We start from the raw sequence: 23,044 nt of genomic DNA, 5'->3' as shown, positions 1-23,044 counted from the left end.
GCTCCGTGTCACTGATCTTGCGCTGACTCTCAGGAGGAACCATGTTCGGTAGCACCGACCCCGACGGCCGCGACGATCGGCCGTGGCATGCGCAAGCCGGCGATCTGCTCGGCGACAACTACAACGTGCCCGGTTTGATCCTGTGCGCACTCGGCATCGTCGCGATGGCGTGCACGCTCACCGCGGCCGGGTACGGATTCAGCGAATGGGTCCAGATCGGCGCGATCGCGACCGCGACGCTCTGGATCCTCGGTGTCGGTGCGCTGTTGGTCGAGCACCGGCGCTCGGAAGTCATCGAGCTGAAGTACGGGCGGCAGGGGCACGCACCGGGCACGCTACGGCCGGTGCGCTACAGCGCGGCCCCGTCGGCCGCCGAGGTGGTCCCGGAAACGGGCAGCTGACCGCGCGACCGCGGGCACGCTCAGTGCCTGCGGTCCACCCGCGGCAGCGATTCGGTGACCAGGGTCATCAGCATGTCGGCGAGCAGATCGTGCACCTGCGGCCGGGTCAGGGTGGCGCGGGTGATCCATTCGCGCCCCGCCACTTTCACCAGCCCACCGTAGGCGCGGACCATCGCGCGCAATGCCGCACTGCGTGCCGAATCGGCCAAGCCGATCATGAGCAGCAACCGTTCGGCCGCGGCATCGTCGGCCTGATCGAGGATCTGCTGCACCTCGGGGTCGTCGCCGACGCCCTCGTGACTGGTCACCTTCACCCAGGTGCTGCCGTGTTCGGCGATGGTGTCCAGCAGCCAGTGCACACTTGCGTCGACTCGCTCGCGCTCGGTGCCGGTGGGCACGATCATGTCGTCCAGCTTGGGCAGCGTCACCATCCGGCGCACGACCGCGAGATACAGATCGCGCTTGTTGCCGAAGTAGTGGTTGATCAGACCGCGGGCCACCCCGGCGCGCTGCGCCAGCTCGGCGGTCGAGACCGCGGCGTAGGGCCGCTCGCCGAACATGTCGATCGCGCACGCGAGGATCTGCGCGCGCCGCTCGTCGGGTTCGAGCCGGCGCCGGCGCGGCGACGCAGCACCGTCCGCGGTCTCACTCGTGGTATCAGAGAGACCGGGCAATGAGATCCTTCATCACCTCGTTGCTACCCGCCAGGATGCGCAGGACGCGGGCGCCGGTGTAAAGCTGCGAAATCGGATACTCCGTCATGTAGCCGTAGCCGCCGAACAGTTGCAGGCAGCGGTCAACCACGATACCCAGCTGATCGGTGAGCCAGTACTTCGACATCGCCGCAGTCGGGATGTCCAGCTCCCCACGCAGGTGTTTTCCGATGCAGTCGTCCAGGAAAGTGCGGCTGATCTTGGCGAGGGTGGCGCACTCCGCGAGTTCGAACTTGGTGTTCTGCATCGCGAACAGCGGCTTGCCGAACGCCTCGCGGCCCTTCGTGTAGTCGATCGTGAGCTGCACGGCCTGCTCCATCATCGCAACCGCGATAATGCCCGTGACCAGGCGTTCCTGCGCCAGCATCTGCATCATCTGATAGAAGCCGAGGCCCTCGGACGCGCCGAGCAGGTTCGTCGCGGGCACCCGCAGGCCGTCGAAGAACAGCTCGGCGGTGTCCTGCGCCTTACCGCCGATCTTGTTCAGGATGCGGCCGCGCTTGAAGCCGGGAGTGTCGTCGGACACGTCGGCGTAGATCAGCGAGACACCGGCCGCGCCCTTGGTCGGATCGGTCTTGGCGGCGATGATGATGCCGTCGCAGAGCCAGCCGTTGGTGATGAAGATCTTCGAACCGGTGATGACGTATTCGTCGCCCTCGCGCACCGCGCGGGTCTTGATGTTCTGCAGGTCGGACCCGGTGCTCGGTTCGGTCATGCCGATGGAGAGCACGATCTCGCCCGCGGCCGCCTTGGGCAGCACGCGGCGCTTGAGTTCCTCGGTCCCGAATTCCTTGATGTAGGGCGCGATGATCGAGGTGTGCACCGGCATGCCCAAGGCACCGTCGCCCGCCCGGGTCTGCTCCTCGATGATCGCCGCCTCGTGCGCGAAGGTGCCGCCGCCACCACCGTATTCGGCCGGGATGGCGGTGCACAGCAGGCCCAGCTCGCCCGCGCGGTTGTACAGCGCACGGTCCGGATGACCCTGCGCGACGAACTTCTCCTCGTGCGGGACCACCTCCTTTTCGAAGAACGCCTTCGCCAGGTCGCGAACCGCTTCGACCTCGTCGTCACTCCATGCGGCGCGTGCCATCTCAGATCCTTTGCTCGCTCGGTGCTTCCGCATCAGATTCGCGCACTATTGGCAAGCTGTCAACAAGGCGGGCACATGGGTGCGCTGCCGGAAGCGAAAGCGGTCAGCCCGTGGGCCGCTGCGCCTGATTGACGGCGGTGAGCGAGGCGAGTATCGGGGTGTCCGGATCCGCGGAGATGCCCTGCCTGCGCAGGAAACCATCGATCAGTCCCCACACGAATTCGGTGGCCTGGTCGACGAATTCCGCGGTGCGCGTCGAGGGCGCCGGATCGGCCAGCCAGAGATCGGTGATCGAGACGACCACGCCGACCACCGCGCGCGACAGATAGTCGATGCCCGCGGTCTCGATCGGAATGGACTCGGCGATCTCGCGCGCCTGCCGGGCAAAACGGTCCGAGGCGGCGCGGCCGAGGTCGAATTGCAGCACCGTGCCGTCGGACTGCTGGGTCACCTGAGCCTGGCCTAGGAAGCGAAAGACATTGGGATGCTGCAGAATACTGTCGGCATAACCCGTCAGCACCCGGCGCAGCGCGGCGCGCGGAGGCTGCAGCAGGAGCGTCAGATCGTTGCCCGCGGCGGCCGCGGCCGACTTCGCCATCCGGTTGCCGATCTCGGTGTAGAGATCAGCCTTGTCGGCGAACTGCCGATACAGGCGCGGCTTCGTCATCGCGGCTTCGCGGGCGATGTCGTCCATGCTCGGCCGCGGCCCGGCCCGGTCGATCACCCGGATCGCGGCATCGACGATCTCCGCACGGGAGGTCGCCGAGGGTCGGGAGCTGGGACGGGGCACGACCGCAGCATACACGTACTGCCAGTACGGTTATCGACGTGAGGTACGCCATAGTCTGGGCGTACCCCTCGCCTTGCCCGGGTTTACTTCGTACTGTCGGTATCGGAAAACGTACTGGCGGTACGGCACCTGGTGACCGGCCGGCAGCTCGCCCCCGAACGAGGCTGACAACATGACCAACCTGATCGACACCGATACGCCGCGCCCGGACCGGCAGTGGACGGTGACCGCCGACGGCGCCGATCTCGCCGTTTTCGAATGGGGCGACCCCGCGGCCGAACCCTTGGTTCTCGTGCACGGCCTCACCGACACCCATCGCGTGTGGGCCACCGTCGCCGCCCTGCTGAGCGACGGCTTCCGGGTGATCACCTACGACGTGCGCGGGCACGGCAGATCAGACACTCCGGCCTTGCTCGCGGACTTCCGCCTGGACCGGCTGGCCGCCGACTTCTTCGCGGTGATCGACGCGGCGAGCCCGAAGCAGCCGGTGCACACCTGCGGCCACGGCTGGGGCGCGGTGCAACTGTGGGAGGCGGTGTGCGATCCGCGGGCGAACACCCGGATCGCCTCGTTCACCGCCATTTCCGGACCCAACCTCGATCATCTGGGACTGTGGCTGCGCGCGGTCGCGCCGCACGCCAAAGGCATGCTCGGCGATCTCGGCTGGTGGCTGCACGGCGCGCGCTGGACGTTGCGGCCGATCCCCGTCGCGCGGCGGCTGTACCCGCCGCGGGTGCGGACGTTGCTGGTCGAGCGGCTCGGCGGGCTCTCGCCGATCCCGGCCCGGATCGCCCGCACCTGGCGCACCGACCTCGTCTCCGGCGGGCGGATCGCGCAGGCCAACCTGCTGCATCATCTGCGCCGCCCGCGGTTGCGGCGCACCGCGGTGCCGGTGCAACTGCTGGTGGACTCCACCGATCCGTTCGTGCCCGCCGCCATCTACGACACCTCGATCCGCTGGGTGGACCGGCTCTGGCGCTGCGCCGTGCCCGCGGACCACTGGCTGCCGGTCACCGAACCGCTGCTGGTCGCCGAGGCGATCGCCAACTTCGTCGACGACCTGCGCGCCGACCGGGCCGCGATCACCCCGCGCAGCAGCTGATCCCGCACGCCCGCCGGAACACGGCCGCGCGCAACATAATTCGACACCGATACGGAGATGCCATGCCGGACCCTGCGCACCCGCTGACCCAGACCCTCGGCGCACCGCTGCCCGACGAGTTCGGCCGGCTCACCGAGGCCGACCTCGCCGAGCTCGACCGCCTGCTGCGCACCGCCGTCCGCGCCCGCGGCGAACGCCTCGGCGCGGCGGTGGAATCCTCGCTGCAGCTGATCCCCCGGCTGATGCGACCGGCCGTGAAGAAGGCGCTCGGCTTATGAGCGCGCAACTCATGGTGCGCGCGGAAACGACCAAACTCGCGCGCCTGCTGGATATCGCCGACCCGGCGGATCTTGCGTTCCTGCACAGCCTTTCGCCCGAGGCGATCCGGGCGTTCCGGGAACGCGCCACCGACCTGCTCTTCGATCGCGACGCCGCGCGGATGCGGCGGGTCGCGGCGGCGACGAAGTTGGTGCCGACCGTGATCAGCGCCAAGGCCGCCGAGCGCGCGTTCGGACCGGTGCTGTGCGCGGCCGTCGCCGGATCGGTCGAACCGGCCCGTGCGATCGATATCGCGAAGGCGCTACCCGCTCGCTTTCTCGCCGAGACCGCGGCCCAGCTGGACCCGCGCCGCACCGCCGACATCATCGCGTCGGTGCCTACCAGGCTGGTCGCCGACGTGGCCCGGGAACTGTTGCGGCTCGACGACCATGTGACCATGAGCCGGTTCGTCGGCGTCGTGCCGGAGGAAACGATGCGCGCCGCGGCACCGGTGCTCAGCGATGCCGATCTGTTGCGCGTCGGTTTTCTCATGGAGGACAAGTCCGCACTGGACCGGCTGATGGGTTTGTTCACCGACCGGCTCGCCGGAGTGATCCGGGCGGCGCACGAACAAGACCTGTGGACAGAGGGTCTCGATCTGCTCGACAGCGTCGGTCCCGAGAACCGCGCCGCGCTCGGCGATCTCGCGGCTGCACTCGGCGGCGCGGTGCTGGACGGCCTGATCGAGGCCGTCCGCGCGCTGGACGCCTGGGCTTCGCTGCTGCCGGTGACCAGCGCGATGAGCCCGGACAGCTTACGGGCTTTCGCCGAAAGACCTGCGGTACAGGAGGAATCGGTGCTCGCCTCGATCATGAACGCCGCGTTGCAGAAGGGCTTCTGGCTCGATCTGCTGCCGCTGGCAGTGCACCTGCAACCGGAGCAGCTGGCCATCCTGGCCGCGCGCCTGGCCGACAAGCCGGACGACGAACTCGGCGAGCTGGTCACCCAGGCCGACGCAGCAGGTCTGTGGAGCGCGATGTTGCCGATCGCCTTGGCGATGACCGACACCGACCGCAGGCGCATGGCGGGCTTGCCGATCATGCAGGACCCGGACGTGCTGCGCGCGGTGATCGGCACCACCGCCGAACACGAACTCTGGTCCCAGGCTTTGCCTTTGGTCGACGCACTGCCGGCGACCGCGACCCCGATCCTGGCGTCCTGCATCGGCGATCTGAGCCGCGCACAGCTCTTGGCCGCCGTGCTCGTCGCGGCGCGCAGCGACAATATCGACACCCTCGTCGAGATCGCGCTCGCGCAGGATGCCGAGGGCCGGGCCAGGGTGCTCGAAATCATCGACGGCATGGACGATCTCGACGAGTTCCTGGCCGCGCTCACCGCGGACACCCCGAAAGTGGTGTGGGACGGGCTGATCGAGGTCCGCGCGGAAATCCCGGCGCCGTTGCTCGCCCGCCTCACCGAACGTGCCGACCAGCTCGGCCGCACCGCCGCCGCGGAAAATCTGCGGGCCGGCCGGCCCTGATCCGAACCCCCGCGCGACGTCGGATGAGGTGATATTTTCGGGGCGATGACGGGATCGGGGGTTCGGGGCCCTCGCGCCCCGACTACACGGGCTGGCTGGACCAGCCGCTGACACCGGCGGCACCACCACGGCCCTATCCGGACGGCACGGTGCCGCCGCGACGCGCGCTGACCTGGCGCGGGTCCACGCACGGCAAGAGCTGGCAGTGGGCGCTGGGTGCGGCGGCGGCCGTCTCGGCAATCTGGGTCGCCGCCTCGCTCACCACCTCCGGCACCGACCGAACCGCCCCCGCCGCACCCGATCTGCGGGGCTATCACCACGTCGACAACCTCTGCGCGATCACCGATACCGCGCCCTATCTGCGCGCTGGATTCACCCTCGCGCCCACTAGTGCGACCGGCCCGAAATACCCACTGCACCAAACCCTGCTGCACCCGGCCGTCGACACGATGACGTGCACGATTCGGCTCAGCACGCCCGGCGCGCTCGATCGTGGCGACGACAGCACGGTGAAGGTGCGGGCCGTGGTGCACAAACAGACCGATCCCGGCCCCGAATTCACCGCCCGGTTCCAGACCTGGACACAGGCCCCGCTGTCCGAGGACGACGAGATCACCGCGCTGCCCGGCCTCGGCGACGAGGCGTATCTCGTACAACGCAAGAGCGCGGGCGGCACCCGGCCGACCAGCATCACCCTCGCCGTCCGCCACGGCTGGACCACCTACGAGATCAGCTGGCTGCGCCTGTCCTCGGTCACAGCCACCCCCACCAGCAGGCCGCCGACCACCGCCGAAGCGATCGAGCTGCTGCGCGCAACCGCGGACACGACGCTGCGGCTGCTGCGCGCATGACGGCCCGAGCAGGCAACCGGGCGGCAACCCGGTTCGCGCGTTTGCGACAATGAGCGGGTCGATTTCCCAGCTCAGCAAAAGGATGCCTGTACCACCGATGGCCGAAAGCATGATTGATCCGGACGAGCTCGCGACCTGTCTGCGCGTACTGGACAAGGCCGGGCAACTGGAGAAGGACCATCCCGACTCGGTGGCGGTGCAGCGCGCGGTCGGCCACATGTTCAAGAAGCTCAAGCAGCGGCGGCGCACCGAGGCCAGGGCGGCGGTGTCGGCGGCCGATCGCGAGGTCGTCGCCGCGACCGCGACCGGCTCGCCGCAGCGGATCGACGACGAGACTGCGGGCATCCCGCTGGCCTCGAGCGCGGCGGGCGCCAGCGCGGGCACGCTGATCCGCCCGCGCCCCTGCTACATCTGCAAGCAGAAGTACACCCAGGTCGATGCGTTCTATCACCAGCTGTGCCCGGAATGCGCCGCGCGCAGCCACGGCAAGCGGGACGCACGGGCCGATCTGACCGGGCGCCGTGCCCTGCTCACCGGTGGCCGGGCCAAGATCGGCATGTACATAGCGCTGCGATTGCTGCGCGACGGCGCGCACACCACGATCACCACCCGGTTCCCGAACGACGCGGTCCGCCGCTTCGCCGCGATGGAGGACAGCGCCGACTGGCTGCACCGGTTGCGCGTGGTCGGCATCGACCTGCGCGATCCCGCCCAGGTCGTCGCGCTCGCCGACGACGTGGCGGCACAGGGACCGCTGGACATCCTGATCAACAACGCCGCCCAGACCGTGCGCCGCTCCCCCGGCGCCTACAGCGCGCTGGTCGACGCCGAATCCGGACCGCTGCCCGCGGGCCTGCTGCCCGAGCTGGTCACCTTCGGCAAGACGATGCAGGCACACCCCACCGCGCTCACCGCCTCGCTCACCCCGACGCTGTCCGCCGCCGATATCGCCGAACTCGCGCTGGTCGCGGGATCGGCCACCCCCGAACGCATTTCGCGGGGCGTCGCGATCGACGCCGGCGGTCTGGTGCCCGACCTCGCGCACACCAACAGCTGGGTGCAGACCGTCGCCGAGGTCGACCCCACCGAACTGCTCGAGGTGCAGCTGTGCAATTCGGTCGCGCCGTTCATCCTGGTGTCGCGCCTGCGGCCGGCCATGGCCGCGGCCGCCGCCCGCCGCAAGTACATCGTCAACGTGTCCGCGATGGAGGGCCAGTTCTCCCGGGCCTACAAGGGCCCCGGCCATCCGCACACCAATATGGCCAAAGCGGCGCTGAACATGTTGACGCGCACCAGCGCTCGCGAAATGCTCGAGGCCGACGGCATCCTGATGACCGCGGTCGACACCGGGTGGATCACCGACGAGCGCCCGCACTACACGAAGATGCGCCTGGCCGAAGAGGGCTTCCACGCCCCGTTGGACCTGGTCGACGGCGCCGCCCGGGTCTACGACCCGATCGTGCAGGGCGAGCAGGGCACCGACCTCTACGGTTGCTTCCTCAAGGACTATCAGCCTTCACCGTGGTGAGGCCTGATCGCTAAGCTGGTGCTGTGCTGTATCGGCTGCTCGCCGATGCCACCGCCGCCGCGCATTTCGCGTTCGTGGCGTACGTGGTGGCCGGTGGATACCTGGCGTGGCGGTGGCCGCGCACCCTCTGGCTGCACCTGCTCGCGTTCGGCTGGGGGTTCAGCACGGTGCTGTTCGGGATCGACTGCCCGCTCACCCATCTGGAGAATTGGGCGCGCCACCGAGCGGGCGAGGCCGGGCTGCCGCCCAGCGGTTTCATCGACCACTACCTCACCGGGGTGATCTATCCGGAGAACGCGCTCGGCGCGGTCCGGGTGCTCGTCGCGGTGGTCGTCGCGCTCTCCTGGGTGGGCTATGCCGTGCTGCGGCGGCGGGCGGCCGGACCGGCCACCCGCCTCCCGGTGGCCCGCTAGTTCCCTTCGCGGCAATACATCTCGGCTATCACGCGGGCGAACGCTCTTGGCCCAGCCGGGCCGCGACCACTTCTGCCACCGCCGTGGGGCGTTCGTCCACGAAGAAGTGGCCGCCGGGAAAGGTTGTGCGCTCGAAGGTTCCGCTGGTGAACTCGCGCCACTCGTCGGCCTGCTCCGGTCGCATGGTGGGATCGCCAGTGCTGACGAGCGCGGCGATATCGACGGCCAGTTGGTCACCCGGGGTGTACCGATAGGTTTCGACGGCCTGGTAGTCGCCGCGCACGGCGGGCAGCACCAGTTCCGCGAGACTCGGTTCGTCCCGCAGCATTTGGATCGGCGCGGGGTCGGCGGCCAGGCGTTCGAGATCCTTGATCAGGTCCTCGTCCGAGCCGAGGTGCAACCGTTGCGTCTCCGCGAAAGCCGGTGCGGGACGGCCGGACACGAACAGGGCCGTGAGCGCCTGGCCGCCGCGCTCGAGCCGCCGCGCCGTCTCGAACGCCACCGTCGCGCCCATGCTGTGACCGAACAGCGCGAGCCCGTCGAGGTTTCCGTGCCGCAGCACCGCTTCGGCAATCCGGTCCGCGAGCGCGCACAGATCCGTGATCGGCGCCTCGCCGAGGCGGTCCTGCCTGCCCGGATACTGCACCGCCAGCACCGCCGTGCCCGCGCCGAAACATTGTGCGAATTCACGATATGCGGTGGCGGGACCGCCGCCCGGCGGCAAACACAGCAGGTAGCGGCGGGGAGCCGGGTCGGCCCGCAGCACCCGCAGCCACTCGCCCGACTCGATCTTCATGCCCACGGAGATCTCCTTCTCAGCTGGAACTATTACGCTCGTTCGCGTGAACGCGCACACACGGCTGGTCCACGACTACGAAGCCGGAATCGGTGTCACCCCCTCCGCCATTACGCCTGCCCCCGAACCCGGCAGCAATCTCGCTGCGACACTACCGGTCTGGGCACTGGCCGCCGGATCGGTCGCCGCGCTCACCGCCGCGGCCAATCGCCTGCGCACGATCCGCGGCCTGGATCCGGTGGCGCACCGCATCGATCCCGTCCGGATCACCGCCGCGTTCTCCAGCGAACGCCTGCTGCGCTTCCACGGTGCGCCCGCGACTATGTTCGCCGACCTCTCCGGGTTCTTCCCCACCTACGACGGATGGGTCCGCACGCACGCCAACTATCCGCACCACCGCGACCGGTTGCTCACCGCGCTCGGGCTGCCGATCGACGCGCCCGTAGATCTCGCGGTCGCACAGATGGCGATGAGCCGGGCCGCCGATATCGAAGATCACGCCGCCGCGCACGGCGCGATCGCGGTACGGGTGCGCACCGAACAAGAGTGGGCGCAGAGCCCCGCGGGGCGCTCCGCCGCGGCCGGGCCGGTCGTCGCGATCGAACGCCGCCCCGACCGTGGCGAACCCGGATTGCCCATGGGCGCAGCACCTTTCCAGCCACTGCGCGGCCTGCGCGTGCTCGACCTGACCCGGGTGATCGCCGGACCCGTCGCCACCAGGACCCTCGCCCTGCTCGGCGCGGAGGTGCTGCGGGTCGATCCGCCGCACCTGCCCGAGATCCCGTGGCAGTACGCCGACACCGGGCAGGGCAAGCGGTCCACGCTGCTGGATCTGCGCGATCGGTTGCCCCAGTTCAACGACCTGCTCACCGCCGCGGACGTGCTGGTCACCGGTTATCGGCCCGGCGCGCTCGCGCACGCGGGGGTCACCGCGGCCAGACGCCCCGGGCTCATCCACGGGCGGGTCTCGGCATGGGGCGAGTTCGGGCCGTGGGGTGGCCGGCGTGGCTTCGACAGCATCGTGCAGGCGGCCTCCGGCATCGCGATCGCCGAGGGCGCGCCCGCGGTGCCCGGCACGCTGCCCGCCCAGGCGCTCGATCACGCGTCCGGCTACCTGCTCGCGGCGGGCGTGATCGACGCGCTCACCGCGCGCGCCACCGACGGGATCGGCCGCGACGTGCGAGTGTCGTTGGCGCGCACCGCTTCCTGGCTACTCAACGCGCCGGACCGGACGCCGCGCCACCCGCAGGCGGCCGCGCCCGATCCCGCGACCGCGGTGTACCACGGGGAAGCGTGCACCGCCGCACCGGCGATCGCGGAGTACCCCGCATATACGTGGCCCGCCCCTGCCTATGGCAACGACCGGCCCGCCTGGCCGTTGCGGACGCATTAGTCGCCGGTCTGCGATCGCCTGCGGCTGGTCGGGTGTGAACTGCGGGCTGTGCTGGGCCACGTGCCGTGGTGAGCTGCAGGCCGGTCGGCTCCGGGCTGTGAGCTGCGGGCCGGTCGGCTCCGGGCTGCGGGGGGCGGGCGGCAGGGTGGTCGGGTGCGGGGTGCGGGGTGCGGGGTGCGGGGTGCGGGGTGCGGGGTGCGGAAAATCGTTTGCGGTTTCCGGTCGGTGACCGATGAGATGGAACTGCTTGTCTCGTCAGAACAGGCATGACGCTCCTGGACATCGCAGCAGAAGGACCGGCCCCGTGGACAGCACCCTCGACCGCACCCCGGGCGCGGCGCTGCCCCGAGCCGGGCGACGCGAGTGGATCGGGCTCGGCGTGCTCGCCCTCGCCTGTCTCGTCTACGCGATGGACCTCACGGTGCTGCACCTGGCCGTGCCGATGATCAGCGCCGACCTGCACCCGACCAGCTCGCAGCTGCTGTGGATCATCGACATCTACGGCTTCATGGTGGCCGGACTGCTGATCACGATGGGCACGCTCGGCGATCGCATCGGACGCCGCCGGCTCCTGCTCGCCGGCGCCGCGGCCTTCGCGGTGGTCTCGGTGATCGCCGCCTTCGCGCCCACCGCCGAGACCCTGATCCTGTGCCGGGCGCTGCTCGGTATCGCGGGCGCAACTCTGGCGCCGTCCACGTTGTCGTTGATTTTCAACATGTTTCGCGATATGCGGCAGCGCTCGGTCGCGGTCGGTGTGTGGATCGGCGCGTTCTCCGCGGGCGGCGCGGTGGGCCCACTGTTCGGCGGCGTGCTGCTCGAATACTTCTGGTGGGGTTCGGTTTTCCTGCTCGCGGTGCCGGTGATGGCCCTGCTGCTGGTGATCGGACCCAAGGTGCTGCCGGAGTTCCGTGACGATGCCGCCGCCACCCTGGATCCGGTGAGCGCGGCGCTGTGTGTCGCGACCATGATCGCGCTGGTGTTCGGCATGAAGAAGATCGCGCAGGACGGCATCGGCGGTACCGCGCTGCTCGCACTGGCGGCGGGTGTCGCGGCGGGAATAGTGTTCGTGCGCAGGCAGTTGCGCAGGCCCGACCCGATGCTCGACCTGCGGCTGTTCCGGCTCGGCACGTTCCGGATCGCGTTGCTGATCAACGTGGTCGGCATCTTCGTCGCGTTCGGCTACTTCCTGTTCGTCGCACAGTACTTCCAGCTGGTGCTCGGGCTCTCCCCGCTCGGCACCGGCATCGCGATGGCGCCCTCGGGCTTGGGCTTCATCGTCGGTTCCCAGCTCGCGCCGCGCATCGTGCGAGTGGTGCGGCCCGCGTACGTGATCGGCGCCGGCATGGCCGCGACCGCGGTCGGTATGGTGATGATGACGCAGATCGCCGTCACGGACAGCCTCGCGCTCGCCGTCGCCGCGTCGATCGTCAGCTCGCTCGGGTTGGCGCCGGTGTTCGGCATCACCACCGAGCTGATCGTCGGCTCCGCCCCGCCGGAGCAGGCCGGGGCGGCCTCGGGCGTGTCCGAGACCGGCGCGGAACTCGGCGGCGCACTGGGCATTTCGATTCTCGGCAGCATCAGCATCGCGCTGTACCGGGGCGACCTGGCCGAGACTTTGCCCGCCGGACTGTCCGCCGAGGCCGGCCGCTCCGTGCGCGACACCCTCGGTGCCGCGGTGGAAACGAGCGCGGGGCTGCCCGGCGAACTCGGCGAGGCGGTGCTGCTCGCGGCGCGGGAGGCGTTTCTGCACGGCGTGCACGTCACGGCCGGTATCACCGCGGTCGCGGCCGTTGTTCTTTCGGTGATCGCGGTGCTGCGCCTGCGGCACGTCCCGGCGGGCGTGCTGAACGAAGAGCACTGAGCGGCAACGGGTTCCGGCCGGTCATTCGCCCCCGGCGCGGTCGCCCGCGATCGCCGTCAGCGCCTCGGCCAGCCGGTTCCCGTCCGGCAGTGCGCCGTTCGGGGCGATCACCCAGAGCACGCCGAGCCCTTGCGCCAGCACGAAATACAGCTGGGCGATCGACTCGGCCTGCTCCTCGGTGAGGTTCGGGTGAGCCGTCCGCAGCGCCGCGCCCATCTCGCGGTAGATCGTCGGCAGGCTCTCGGCGTAGAAATCCTTCGCCTCACTCGACCGCGCGACCCGCACGATGTTCTCCATGCTGGCGACCATGCTGTCCCGGTTCTGCGCGAACACCTCGGGCATGCCGTTCCACAGCTGCGCGAACCCCGCGAGCAGCGGAACACCGCTGGCCTCCCGGATCATCGACTCCATGTTGTCGCCGATCGCCGTGCCGAGCGCGTCGGCGAGCGCCTCGGTGATCAACTGCTCCTTGGAACCGAAGTGGTAGCCGATCGCGGCCAGGCTCACGCCCGCGGCGGCCGCGATATCCCTGGCCGTGGTCTTGGCGACGCCGCGCTCGACGATGGCTTTGCGCGCACCCGCCAGCAGATCTTCCCGGTTTCCCATCCGGCCAGGTTACAACGTGATCAGACATTTGTGCCAGACACCCGTGCCACACAGGTCCCGGGCGGTGAGCGTGCGGCACGCCGCGGCTAGTCTCGTGGAGTGCGGCAGAAGATCATCATGGACGTCGATACCGGGGTCGACGATTCCCTCGCGCTGCTCTACCTGCTCGCCTCCTCCGAGGCGCAGATCATCGGCATCGCGTCGACCGCGGGCAATGTGCCCGCGCCGCAGGTCGCGGCGAACAACCTCGCCTGGCTGGACGTGTGCGGCGCACCCGAGATCGAGGTCGCACTCGGTGCGCTGACACCGCTCGCGATCCCGCTGCGCACCACCGAGGACACCCACGGCCCGCAAGGTGTCGGCTATGCCGAACTGCCCGCGTCGGATCGTTCGCTGTCACCGCGCAGCGCCGCGCAGATGTGGGTCGATCTGGTGCGCGCCCACCCCGGCGCGATCGTCGGGCTGTGCACCGGACCGCTCACCAACCTGGCGCTCGCGCTGCGGCTGGAGCCCGACCTGCCGATCTTGCTGCACCGCCTGGTGATCATGGGCGGCGCGTTCAATCACCCCGGCAACACCACGCCCACCAACGAATGGAACGTGCACGTCGACCCCGAGGCCGCCAAGGAGGTGTTCGACGCGTTCTCCGCCGCCCCGCCCGACCGCAGGCCGATCGTGTGCGCGCTGGACATCACCGAAACCATCGAGATGCGCCCGAAGCATCTGGCATTGCTCGCCGAACGAGCGGGCAGTCTTCCGGTCGAAACGGTTTCACCGGCCGATCCGGTCGAGACCAGGTCGGCGGCGAGCAACCCGATCGTCCGGCACGTCACGGACGCGGTGCGGTTCTACTTCGACTTCCACCAGCACTACGACCTCGGCTATCTCGCGCACATGCACGACCCGTTCGCGGCGGCGGTCGCGCTCGACCCGGCCTCGGCCGTCACCCGGCCCGCGACCGTCGACGTCGAGTTGGCCGGAACGCTGACCCGCGCGACGACGGTGGCCGACTGGGCCGGCATGTGGGGCCGTGAACCCAACGCGGACATCGTGATCGGCACCGACCAGGACTTGTTCTTCGATCGCCTGATCAGCCGGATCGGCGATTTCGCGCGGGCCGTCCACCCGCCCGCGCCCGATCAGCGACAGGAGTGACCGTGAGCGGCGACCAGGACGACACCGCGTATCTCGCCGAGTTCCGCGCCCGGCTCGGCCTGCCCGGAATCATCGACGTGCACACCCATTTCATGCCGGAACCGGTGATGCAGAAGGTGTGGGCCTACTTCGACGCCGCCGGTCCGCTCACCGCCCGCGCCTGGCCCATCGCCTACCGCGACGACGAGCAGGTGCGATTGAAGACGTTGCGCGGCTTCGGTGTTCGCGCGTTCAGCGCCCTGGTCTACCCGCACAAGCCGGAGATGGCAGCCTGGCTCAACGAGTGGACCGCCGAATTCGCCGAGCGCACACCGGATTGCCTGCACACCGCCACCTTCTACCCGGAGCCCGGCGCCGAGGACTACGTGCGCACGGCGCTGGAGCGTGGTGCGCGATTGTTCAAGGTGCACATCCAGGTCGGTCGTTTCCATCCCGGCGATCCGTTGCTCGATCGCGTGTGGGCGTTGCTGCAGGAGTCCGCGACACCGGTGCTGATCCATTGCGGATCCGGGCCCGTCCCCGGCGAATTCACCGGGCCCGCGCCCATTGCCGCACTGCTGCGCCGCTTTCCGCGACTGCAGCTCATCGTCGCGCACATGGGCGCGCCGGAGTACACCGAATTCTTCGATCTGGCCGAGGAATACCCGCAGCTCCGGTTGGACACGACCATGACATTCACCGATTTCTTCGAAGAAGTCGATCCATTTCCCGACACCGAACGCGGCCGGATGCAGACCCTCGGCGACCGCATTCTCTTCGGCAGCGATTTCCCGAACATTCCCTACACCTACGACCACGCCGTATACGCGCTGGAACGACTGGATATGGGCGATGATTGGCTGCGCCGGGTCTGCTACCGCAATGCCGCGGAACTGTTCGATCTCGAATAGCGTCAGACGGCCGAGACGGTGAAACGCGCGCGGCGGCGTGCGGGACGTTCCGCCTCATCGATCAGACGGCCTCATCGCCGCCACCGCCCTGACCCCCGGCCGCACCGTAGTCACCCGCAACGTCAAAGATTTCGAGGACACCGCGGCAATCATCGTCAACCCGTTCGCAATACGGTCAGCGGGTGTCGAAGGCGCGCAGGAGTTGTTCGGCGGCTAGGGCGGCGGTGAGGGTTCCTTCGCGGACTTGGGCTTCCACTTCGGTGCGGATGGCTTTTACGTGGGGGTTGTCGGCCAGGCGGCGTAGGAGTTGGTCGTGGACCATGGTCCAGGTCCAGTCGATCTGCTGGCGGCGGCGTTTTTCGTCGAATTCACCCGCGTCGGTGAGGACGCGGCGGTGCTGCAGGACGGTGTCCCAGAACTTGTCCAGGCCAACGCCTTCCAGGCCGCTCATGGTGAGTACCGGTGGGCGCCAGAGCGCGTCGTGCGGATGGATGAGGCGCAGGGCGCCGGTCAGTTCGCGGGCGGCGGCTTTCGCCTCCAGCTCGTGCTTGCCGTCGGCCTTGTTCACCGCCACCAGATCGGCCAACTCCAGCACACCTTTTTTGATGCCCTGCAATTGATCTCCGGTGCGGGCCAGGGTGAGGAAGCAGAACACGTCGACCATGTTGGCGACGGTCACCTCGGACTGGCCGACGCCGACGGTCTCCACCAGGATGACGTCGTAACCGGCGGCCTCGAGCAGCACGATGGTCTCGCGGGTCGCCTTCGCCACGCCACCGAGCGTGCCCGCGGTGGGCGAGGGCCGGATATAGGCGTTGCGCTCCACCGATAATCGCGCCATCCGGGTCTTGTCGCCGAGGATGGAGCCGCCGGTGCGGGTGGAGGACGGATCGACCGCGAGCACCGCGACGCGATGCCCCTTGCCGATCAGGTCCATGCCGAGCGCGTCGATGAAGGTCGACTTGCCGACGCCCGGAACACCGGTGATACCAACCCGATTCGATACATTCGCGGTCGCCGAACTGTGCGCCTCCGGGGTCAGCCGCAGCAGCAGCTGCTGGGCGAGGTCGCGGTGATCCGAACGAGTCGATTCGACCAGGGTGATCGCCCGCGCCAGCGCGGCCCGCTCGCCGGCCTGGATCGATTTCGCCAACGCGTCGACGTCGATCGCCCGGCCGCGCGACGGGCGGCGACCTTCGGGGGGCGAACCCGCCCGAAGGTCACCAGCGGTCACGGGAGTGTCCCGACCGGTCATTCGGTGGCGGCGGATTCGTCGGCGCCGCTGCCGATTTCGTGACCGAGCTCGTGCGCGAGCTTCTTCAGCAGGTCGATCGCGGCATCGGCGATGACGGTGCCCGGCGGGAAGATCGCCGCCGCGCCCGCCTCGTACAGCGCGGCGAAGTCGTCCGGCGGGATCACACCGCCGACGATGACCATGATGTCGGGCCGCCCCGCCTCGGCCAGTGCCTGCCGCAGGGCGGGCACCAGCGTGAGGTGGCCGGCCGCCAGCGACGACACACCGACGACGTGCACGTCGTTGTCGGCCGCCTGCTGCGCCACCTCTTCGGGGGTCTGGAACAGCGGGCCCACGTCGACGTCGAAGCCGAGGTCGGCGAAGGCCGTGGCGATCACCTTCTGTCCGCGGTCGTGGCCGTCCTGTCCCATCTTCGCGACCAGGATGCGCGGACGACGACCCTCCGCCTCGGCGAACTCCTCGACCAGATCGCTCGCGGTGGTGATGTTGGTGACCTTGCCTGCCTCGTCGCGGTACACACCGGAAAGCGTACGGATCTCCGCCTGGTGCCTGCCGTACACCTGCTCCAGCGCGTCGGAGATCTCACCGACCGTGGCCTTGGCGCGGGCGGCGTCGATGGCCAGGGCGAGCAGGTTGTTCGCCATGCCGCCCTCGGAAGACGCCGCGGCCCTGGTCAATTCGGCGAGCGCCCGCTCGACCTCGCCCGCATCCCGTTCGGCGCGCAGCCGGCGCAGCTTCTCGATCTGCTCGGCGCGCACCCGCGAGTTCTCCACCTTGAGGACCTCGACCTGCTGATCCTCTTCGGCCTGATACTTGTTGACCCCGATCACCGGCTGCTGACCGGTGTCGATCCGGGCCTGGGTGCGGGCCGCGGCCTCTTCGATGCGCAGCTTCGGGATGCCCTCGCCGATCGCCTGGGCCATGCCGCCGTGCGCTTCCACCTCTTCGATGTGCGCGCGAGCCCGGTTGGCCAGCTGATGGGTCAGCCATTCGACGTAATACGAACCGCCCCACGGGTCGACCGGACGGGTGGTGTTGGACTCCTGCTGGATCAGCAGCTGGGTGTTGCGCGCGATGCGCGCGGAGAAGTCCGTCGGCAGGGCCAGCGCCTCGTCCAGCGCGTTGGTGTGCAGCGACTGGGTGTGCCCCTGGGTCGCGGCCATCGCCTCGATGCAGGTGCGGGCCACGTTGTTGTAGGCGTCCTGCGCGGTGAGCGACCAGCCCGAGGTCTGCGAATGCGTGCGCAAGGACAGCGATTTCGCGCTCTTCGGCTCGAATTTCGCGACCAGTTCACTCCACAGCAGCCGTCCGGCGCGCAGCTTGGCGACCTCCATGAAGAAGTTCATGCCGATCGCCCAGAAGAACGAGAGCCGCGGCGCGAACTTGTCCACCGCCATGCCCGCGTCGATCCCCGCCCGGATGTACTCCACACCGTCGGCGAGGGTGTAGGCCAGCTCCAGGTCGGCGGTCGCGCCCGCTTCCTGAATGTGGTAGCCGGAGATGGAGATCGAGTTGAACTTCGGCATCTTGGCGCTGGTGTAGGCGAAGATATCGGAGATGATCCGCATCGAGGGCTTGGGCGGATAGATGTAGGTGTTGCGGACCATGAACTCTTTCAGAATGTCGTTCTGAATGGTTCCGGCCAGCTGCTCGGGCGCGACGCCTTGCTCTTCTGCCGCGACGACATACAGCGCGAGGATGGGCAGCACCGCGCCGTTCATCGTCATCGACACGCTGACCTGATCCAGCGGGATGTGATCGAAGAGCTGACGCATGTCGAGAATCGAGTCGATGGCGACACCGGCCATGCCGACGTCACCCTGCACGCGCGGGTGATCGGAGTCGTAACCGCGGTGCGTCGCCAGGTCGAACGCGACCGAGAGGCCCTTCTGCCCGGCCTGCAGGTTGCGGCGGTAGAAGGCATTCGAGTCCGCGGCGGTGGAGAAGCCGGCGTACTGGCGGATGGTCCACGGCTGATTGACGTACATCGTCGGGTAGGGCCCGCGCACGAACGGCGCGACGCCCGGCACGGTGTCGAGCGGATACCCCTCGGCCACAACGGCATCCCGGTCGGCCCTGGTGAACACCGGTGGCACGTCGATGCCTTCGGGCGTCGACCAGGTCAACTGCTCGGGCGCGTAGTGGTTCGCCGCGGCGGCCTCGCGCACGTAGGCGTCGACCTGCGCGGCGTCCACCGCGGCGGGTGCGGCGGCCGGGTCCGTCAACGGAACCTCGGCGAAACTGCCTACCACGTGTTTGATTTCCCTGGTCGTCATCAGGCTCCCACCTTCTCCAACAGGCCGGACAGCGCCGCGACCGCATCGATCTTTGCCGCGAGGAATCCGTCAGGTCGTTGTGCGTCGCTCAATTCGGCGACCGCTTTCGCAGCACCGGCCAGCAACACCGTTTCCACCCCGGCGGCGCGCAATTGCGCCACCGCCGCACCGGCTTCGGTGCCGTAGCGCTTGTCCGCACCGCAGAGCACCGCGATCGGCGCACCGGCTTCGGTTGCAGCGGCGGCGATTCCGTCGATCGCCAGCGGTCCCGGATTGATCGATTCGATCCCGCCGGAGGCCAGCAGGTTCGCGATGAAGGTCACCCGCACGTTGTGCTCGGCGACCGAACCCAGCGGCACCAGCAGCGCTTTCGGCCGGGCGCCGTGCGCGGCCAGGTAGGCGTCGGAGCGGTTGCGCAGCTCCTCGAACGCCGCGCCGTAGCGGGCGACGCGACCGGCCTGCCTGGCGGCTTCGGACAGTGGCTGCTCGGCCAGGTTCGGGAATTCGTTCACCCCGGTGACGGCCGTCTTCCGGTGTGCGACATCGGCATCGCGGGCCGCCTTGGTGGCGGCGATGCGCTCGGCCAGCAGACCGGAGTCCAGCGCCGCGAGATAACCGCCGGCCGCCTCGATCTCCTGCATGAATTCCCACGCCTTCGCGGCGAGTTCGCTCGTGTAGTCCTCGACGTACCAGGAGCCCGCCGCGGGGTCCTGTACGAACCCGAGCCGCGACTCCTCGAGCAGCAGCAGCTGAGTGTTGCGCGCCATGCGGTCCGCGAACGACTTCGAGACGCCGAGTTCCCCGGCGGGCAACGCCGAATCGAACGGCAGCACGGTCACCGAGTCCGCGCCGCCGACCCCGGCGCCGAAGGCCGCGAGGGTGGTGCGCAGCAGGTTCACCCACGGGTCGCGCTGGGTCATCATGGCCGCGGAGGTCACCGCGTGCTGCGGGGCGCCACCGAAATCGGGCGCACCGCACACGTGCGCGACCCGGGCCCAGAGTTGCCGCGCGGCACGGAACTTCACGACCGTGGCGAACTGGTCGTCGGTGGCCGCGAATCGGAAGGCCAACTGCTCCAGCGCATCCGCGATGTCCAGGCGCTCGGTGAGCGCACGCAGATACGCCAGGCCCGCGGCAACCGCGGCACCCAGTTCCTGTGCGTCCGAGGCGCCCGCGTCGTGGAAGGCGGTGCCGTCCACGGTGATCGCGCGCACCGTCTCCGCACGGCCGGCCGCCGTCTCGGCCAGCGTGATCGTCTCGGTCAGGCCGAGATCGCCGCGCTCGGCGAAGCGACTGGTCAGCGGTGCGGCGCCGAGCGAGACGCGAATCTGCGCGCGGTCGGTCGCGTCGTAACCGTCGAGCACCGCGAACACCTGCGCGGCCGCCTCGGCCGTGACCTCGCCCGCATCCAGGGTGAGCGGCGCGAGATCGAACAGCACGCCGGCGAGGGTGGCGGGCAGGTCCGCGACGGCGACGCCACGCTCACCGACGCCGAGCCACAGCGCGCTGATCCCGCTCTCCAGCCCGGCCATGATTTCGCGATTGACCGCTGCCGTGTCGGAGCCGCCGAAGTAGGCGCTCACATGCCAGCCGCGGTGCACGTCGCGGGTGGCGTCGCCGCCCCGCACGAACGGGAACGTGCCGGGCAGCGGCTGTTCCGGCCGTTCGTTCCGGCGCGTGTACAACGGCGCTATCGTCAGCCCGTCGTAGGTGGTTTCATCGAGGAGCTGCTCGGGCTCCTCGGGCAGATCGGCGATGTCGACGCGCCGGACCTTCGCCAGCACCCCCGCCACACCCTTGCGCCACGCGGCATACTCGGGCACCGGTTCCGTCCCGGGCTCTGAAGCAATCGGCATAGCTTGCTGTTCCTCTTCCACTCGACTGCAGGCGCACCCGTGGTTTGTGCCGAAAACCTCCGCATTCGCCCTGTTCAGCGACCACTTTGGTTAACGAGCATTCGTCCCGTTTCTTCTGATGCTAGCGGCACCCGCCGCACGCGTTGCTCCCTAGTACCACTACCACCCGGTAATCTGGCCCCGGTGACCAGGCTGATCCGTGACCCGCGAGTGCTCGCGCTGCTCGTCGGCGCGGCGGCGCTTTTCGTGGCGGCGCTGCTGGTTCCGCTGCCGAGCCCGCAGCAGATCCAGGACTGGGCAGGCTCGGTCGGACCGATCTTTCCGCTGCTGTTCTTCGTGGTGCACGCGCTGGTGACGGTCGCGCCGATTCCGCGCACCGTGTTCACGGTCAGCGCCGGGCTGCTGTTCGGTCCGGTGCTCGGCATCGCGCTCGCGGTCGGCGCGACGTCGGTCAGCGCCGCACTTGCCATCCTGCTGGTGCGGGCGCTGGACCGCGAACAGGTCGCGTCCCGGCTCACCCATCCGGCGGTTCGTGCCGTCGACGACCGGCTGCGGCGGCGGGGCTGGCTCGCGGTCGGCTCGCTGCGGCTCATCGCGGCCGTACCGTTCTCGGTGATCAACTACTGCGCCGGATTGTCCTCGATCCGCTTCTGGCCGTACATGATCGCCACCCTGCTCGGCGTGCTGCCCGGTACGGTCGGCACGGTGATCCTCGGCGACGCGCTCACCGGCGACACCCACCCGGCGATGATCGTGTTCTCCTGCGTTCTGATCGCGATCGGCATCGCGGGTCTGGTCATCGATGCCCGGATGACCACCGAGCCCACGCCGGAACCGGAACCGGTCGCTGCCGCCGCCGAATAGCCGCCCGCGTTCCCGCTCCGGCAAACCAGAAGGCGCGCCGGAAAACAGATCGGCGATCAGTCGACGGTGAGTTCGATGGGGACCGCGATCACGTCGACCATCGCGCCGTTGCGCAGCACCGTGACGGGGAGCTTGGTACCGATCGCGTCGGCGAACAGCTGTCGTTGAATGCCTTGCGCGTCACGGACTTCCGCCCGCGCGACACTGAGCACCAGATCGCCGCGGCGCAAGCCTGCGGCATCCGCGGGGCCGCCGCGCACCACCTCCATGATGCGCACCCCGGCGGCCTGGCCGGTCCGTTGCGCCACCGGCGCGGGCAGCGGCGCGGGCATGCCGACGAGCCCGAGATAGGCGCGGCGTACCCGGCCTTCGGTGTGCAGGGTGCCGATGATGCGGCGGGTCGTCGCGTTGATCGGAATGGCAAGGCCCAGACCGATACCGGCGACAGCGGTGTTGATGCCGACCACACGACCGGCCGAATCGGACAGCGCCCCACCGGAATTGCCGGGATTGAGCGCGGCATCGGTCTGGATGACGTCTTCGATCACCCGCCCGGCGCGCCGGGACGCCACCGGTACGGCCCGTCCGAGCGCGCTCACCACACCCGCGGTGACCGACCCCGCCAGGCCGAGTGGGCTGCCCACGGCGACCACCAGCTGCCCGACGACGAGTTCGTCCGCGTCACCGAGTTCCACCGCGCCGGGCGCGCCGTTCCGCGCGCGCAGCACGGCCAGATCGGAGAGCGGATCGATGCCGACCACCTCGAATTTCGACTCCACGCCGTCGGCGAAGACCACCTCACCACCGTCGGCCGACCCGATCACGTGCGCGTTGGTCAGCATGAACCCGTCGTCGGTGAACACCACCGCCGATCCGCTCCCCCGGCGCGTCCGCACGCTCGCCACATGGGGCGTGACCGACGCGGCCACCGAGATCACCGTACGTGAATAGGCATCCATCGCGGCATCGTCGTCCACGGCAGCCACCACCCCTGTTCAGGTCTGCATCAACCCTTACAGGATGCCCGCAGATCGCCGCGGCCGCACCGACTTCGGGCGCGATCCTAGGTGCGCGGGGCTACCGTCGCGCCCTCGAAGAACTCCGCCTGGGTGATGGCGAGGCGGTTGGTCACCAGCTCGAGCGCCAGCTCCAAGACCTCATGGGCGGTGGGCGCGACCACCTGGGACTGTTCGAGGCGGCTCGTTCCGCATTCGACGCGGACCCGGCAGCGCCAGCCCGCCCCGGCGGGATAGGGCTGCGGCCGGCCGATCGTCACGCCGAAGCGCACGCCGTCGCGTAGGAATTCATTCGTGGCCAGCAGGTCGTCCTGCGGCGTGATCATCATGGTCATGCCGTTCACGCCCTGCCATGGAGCAATGTTGCAGCTACAAGTCGGTTCCTCATCA

At 69.3% G+C, this 23,044-nt stretch carries 22 protein-coding genes; 12 read left to right on the top strand and 10 right to left on the bottom strand.

What is annotated here, in order from left to right; all coding sequences use genetic code 11:
- The first annotated feature begins 41 nt into the window (after window positions 1-41).
- A complete protein-coding gene (locus TY25_RS09880) occupies window positions 42-401 on the top strand; it encodes a hypothetical protein (protein WP_042255628.1) in 360 nt (119 codons plus the stop codon).
- Between the two features lie 20 nt (window positions 402-421).
- Here the strand turns inward: TY25_RS09880 and TY25_RS09875 are convergent, their stop codons facing one another.
- The 3 genes from TY25_RS09875 to TY25_RS09865 all read right to left on the bottom strand — a co-directional run bounded on the left by TY25_RS09875 (window position 422) and on the right by TY25_RS09865 (window position 2,994).
- Entirely contained in the window at window positions 422-1,075 is a 654-nt protein-coding gene (locus tag TY25_RS09875) for a TetR/AcrR family transcriptional regulator (protein ID WP_014984775.1), read from the bottom strand.
- On the bottom strand, window positions 1,059-2,204 hold the full coding sequence (locus TY25_RS09870) for an acyl-CoA dehydrogenase family protein (RefSeq protein ID WP_042255627.1): 1,146 nt from the start codon (window positions 2,202-2,204) through the stop codon (window positions 1,059-1,061). The genes TY25_RS09875 and TY25_RS09870 overlap by 17 nt, the downstream gene beginning before the upstream one ends.
- Before the next feature lie 103 nt (window positions 2,205-2,307).
- The gene (locus tag TY25_RS09865; RefSeq protein ID WP_226887357.1) at window positions 2,308-2,994 is read right to left on the bottom strand and encodes a TetR/AcrR family transcriptional regulator; all 687 of its coding nucleotides are present in this window, start codon (window positions 2,992-2,994) and stop codon (window positions 2,308-2,310) included.
- A 172-nt stretch (window positions 2,995-3,166) separates the two neighbouring features.
- On the opposite strand from TY25_RS09865, the gene TY25_RS09860 reads away from it, so the two are divergent.
- From TY25_RS09860 to TY25_RS09835, 6 genes are all read left to right on the top strand, one after another.
- Window positions 3,167-4,096, top strand: a complete 930-nt coding sequence (locus TY25_RS09860; protein ID WP_042255626.1) for an alpha/beta fold hydrolase — start codon at window positions 3,167-3,169, stop codon at window positions 4,094-4,096.
- Window positions 4,097-4,158: 62 nt separating this feature from the next.
- Window positions 4,159-4,374: a hypothetical protein gene (locus TY25_RS09855; RefSeq protein WP_042255625.1), complete on the top strand. Its 216-nt coding sequence runs from the start codon at window positions 4,159-4,161 to the stop codon at window positions 4,372-4,374.
- Window positions 4,371-5,894 carry a hypothetical protein gene (locus TY25_RS09850; RefSeq protein ID WP_042255624.1) on the top strand — a complete coding sequence of 508 codons (1,524 nt, stop codon included), beginning with the start codon at window positions 4,371-4,373 and terminating at the stop codon, window positions 5,892-5,894. The genes TY25_RS09855 and TY25_RS09850 overlap by 4 nt, the downstream gene beginning before the upstream one ends.
- A 149-nt stretch (window positions 5,895-6,043) precedes the next feature.
- Window positions 6,044-6,745: a hypothetical protein gene (locus tag TY25_RS09845; protein ID WP_042255623.1), complete on the top strand. Its 702-nt coding sequence runs from the start codon at window positions 6,044-6,046 to the stop codon at window positions 6,743-6,745.
- Window positions 6,746-6,842: 97 nt separating this feature from the next.
- Complete coding sequence (locus tag TY25_RS09840) at window positions 6,843-8,273, top strand: SDR family NAD(P)-dependent oxidoreductase (protein WP_042255622.1); 1,431 nt, start codon at window positions 6,843-6,845, stop codon at window positions 8,271-8,273.
- 23 nt (window positions 8,274-8,296) lie between these two features.
- Entirely contained in the window at window positions 8,297-8,686 is a 390-nt protein-coding gene (locus tag TY25_RS09835; RefSeq protein ID WP_042255621.1) for a DUF2784 domain-containing protein, read from the top strand.
- 28 nt (window positions 8,687-8,714) lie between these two features.
- Here TY25_RS09835 and TY25_RS09830 read toward each other — a convergent pair whose 3' ends face one another.
- Window positions 8,715-9,482, bottom strand: coding sequence for a thioesterase II family protein (locus tag TY25_RS09830; protein WP_042255620.1), 768 nt, complete (start codon window positions 9,480-9,482; stop codon window positions 8,715-8,717).
- A gap of 46 nt (window positions 9,483-9,528) precedes the next feature.
- Here TY25_RS09830 and TY25_RS09825 point away from each other — a divergent pair, with 46 nt between their 5' ends.
- Both TY25_RS09825 and TY25_RS09820 read left to right on the top strand, forming a co-directional pair.
- The gene (locus TY25_RS09825; protein ID WP_081868785.1) at window positions 9,529-10,875 is read left to right on the top strand and encodes a CoA transferase; all 1,347 of its coding nucleotides are present in this window, start codon (window positions 9,529-9,531) and stop codon (window positions 10,873-10,875) included.
- A 304-nt stretch (window positions 10,876-11,179) separates the two neighbouring features.
- Complete coding sequence (locus tag TY25_RS09820) at window positions 11,180-12,736, top strand: MFS transporter (RefSeq protein WP_042255619.1); 1,557 nt, start codon at window positions 11,180-11,182, stop codon at window positions 12,734-12,736.
- Between the two features lie 21 nt (window positions 12,737-12,757).
- Here TY25_RS09820 and TY25_RS09815 read toward each other — a convergent pair whose 3' ends face one another.
- Complete coding sequence (locus tag TY25_RS09815) at window positions 12,758-13,342, bottom strand: TetR/AcrR family transcriptional regulator (RefSeq protein ID WP_042255618.1); 585 nt, start codon at window positions 13,340-13,342, stop codon at window positions 12,758-12,760.
- Window positions 13,343-13,441: 99 nt separating this feature from the next.
- Here TY25_RS09815 and TY25_RS09810 point away from each other — a divergent pair, with 99 nt between their 5' ends.
- Both TY25_RS09810 and TY25_RS09805 read left to right on the top strand, forming a co-directional pair.
- A complete protein-coding gene (locus tag TY25_RS09810) occupies window positions 13,442-14,497 on the top strand; it encodes a nucleoside hydrolase (protein WP_275451567.1) in 1,056 nt (351 codons plus the stop codon).
- Between the two features lie 2 nt (window positions 14,498-14,499).
- Window positions 14,500-15,387, top strand: a complete 888-nt coding sequence (locus TY25_RS09805) for an amidohydrolase family protein (protein ID WP_042255694.1) — start codon at window positions 14,500-14,502, stop codon at window positions 15,385-15,387.
- 175 nt (window positions 15,388-15,562) lie between these two features.
- Here TY25_RS09805 and meaB read toward each other — a convergent pair whose 3' ends face one another.
- Genes meaB through TY25_RS09785 form a run of 3 tightly spaced genes read right to left on the bottom strand, consistent with a single transcriptional unit; the run spans window position 15,563 to window position 20,774 of the window.
- Entirely contained in the window at window positions 15,563-16,642 is a 1,080-nt protein-coding gene (gene meaB / locus TY25_RS09795; protein ID WP_226887358.1) for a methylmalonyl Co-A mutase-associated GTPase MeaB, read from the bottom strand.
- A complete protein-coding gene (gene scpA, locus TY25_RS09790) occupies window positions 16,639-18,918 on the bottom strand; it encodes a methylmalonyl-CoA mutase (protein WP_042255616.1) in 2,280 nt (759 codons plus the stop codon). Before scpA ends, meaB begins: the two co-directional genes overlap by 4 nt.
- A complete protein-coding gene (locus tag TY25_RS09785; RefSeq protein ID WP_042255615.1) occupies window positions 18,918-20,774 on the bottom strand; it encodes a methylmalonyl-CoA mutase family protein in 1,857 nt (618 codons plus the stop codon). Before TY25_RS09785 ends, scpA begins: the two co-directional genes overlap by 1 nt.
- A gap of 183 nt (window positions 20,775-20,957) precedes the next feature.
- Here TY25_RS09785 and TY25_RS09780 point away from each other — a divergent pair, with 183 nt between their 5' ends.
- A complete protein-coding gene (locus TY25_RS09780) occupies window positions 20,958-21,638 on the top strand; it encodes a TVP38/TMEM64 family protein (RefSeq protein WP_172595838.1) in 681 nt (226 codons plus the stop codon).
- A 56-nt stretch (window positions 21,639-21,694) separates the two neighbouring features.
- On the opposite strand, the gene TY25_RS09775 is transcribed toward TY25_RS09780, so the two are convergent.
- Window positions 21,695-22,597: a S1C family serine protease gene (locus TY25_RS09775; protein WP_042255692.1), complete on the bottom strand. Its 903-nt coding sequence runs from the start codon at window positions 22,595-22,597 to the stop codon at window positions 21,695-21,697.
- A gap of 104 nt (window positions 22,598-22,701) precedes the next feature.
- Window positions 22,702-22,989 (bottom strand): hypothetical protein, encoded by a 288-nt coding sequence (locus TY25_RS09770; protein ID WP_106387040.1) that lies wholly within the window; start codon window positions 22,987-22,989, stop codon window positions 22,702-22,704.
- Window positions 22,990-23,044: the final 55 nt, after the last annotated feature.

Source organism: Nocardia brasiliensis NBRC 14402 (assembly GCF_000308475.2).
Classification (GTDB): Bacteria; Actinomycetota; Actinomycetes; order Mycobacteriales; family Mycobacteriaceae; genus Nocardia; species Nocardia brasiliensis.
This window is presented reverse-complemented; position numbering and strand designations above follow the sequence as displayed.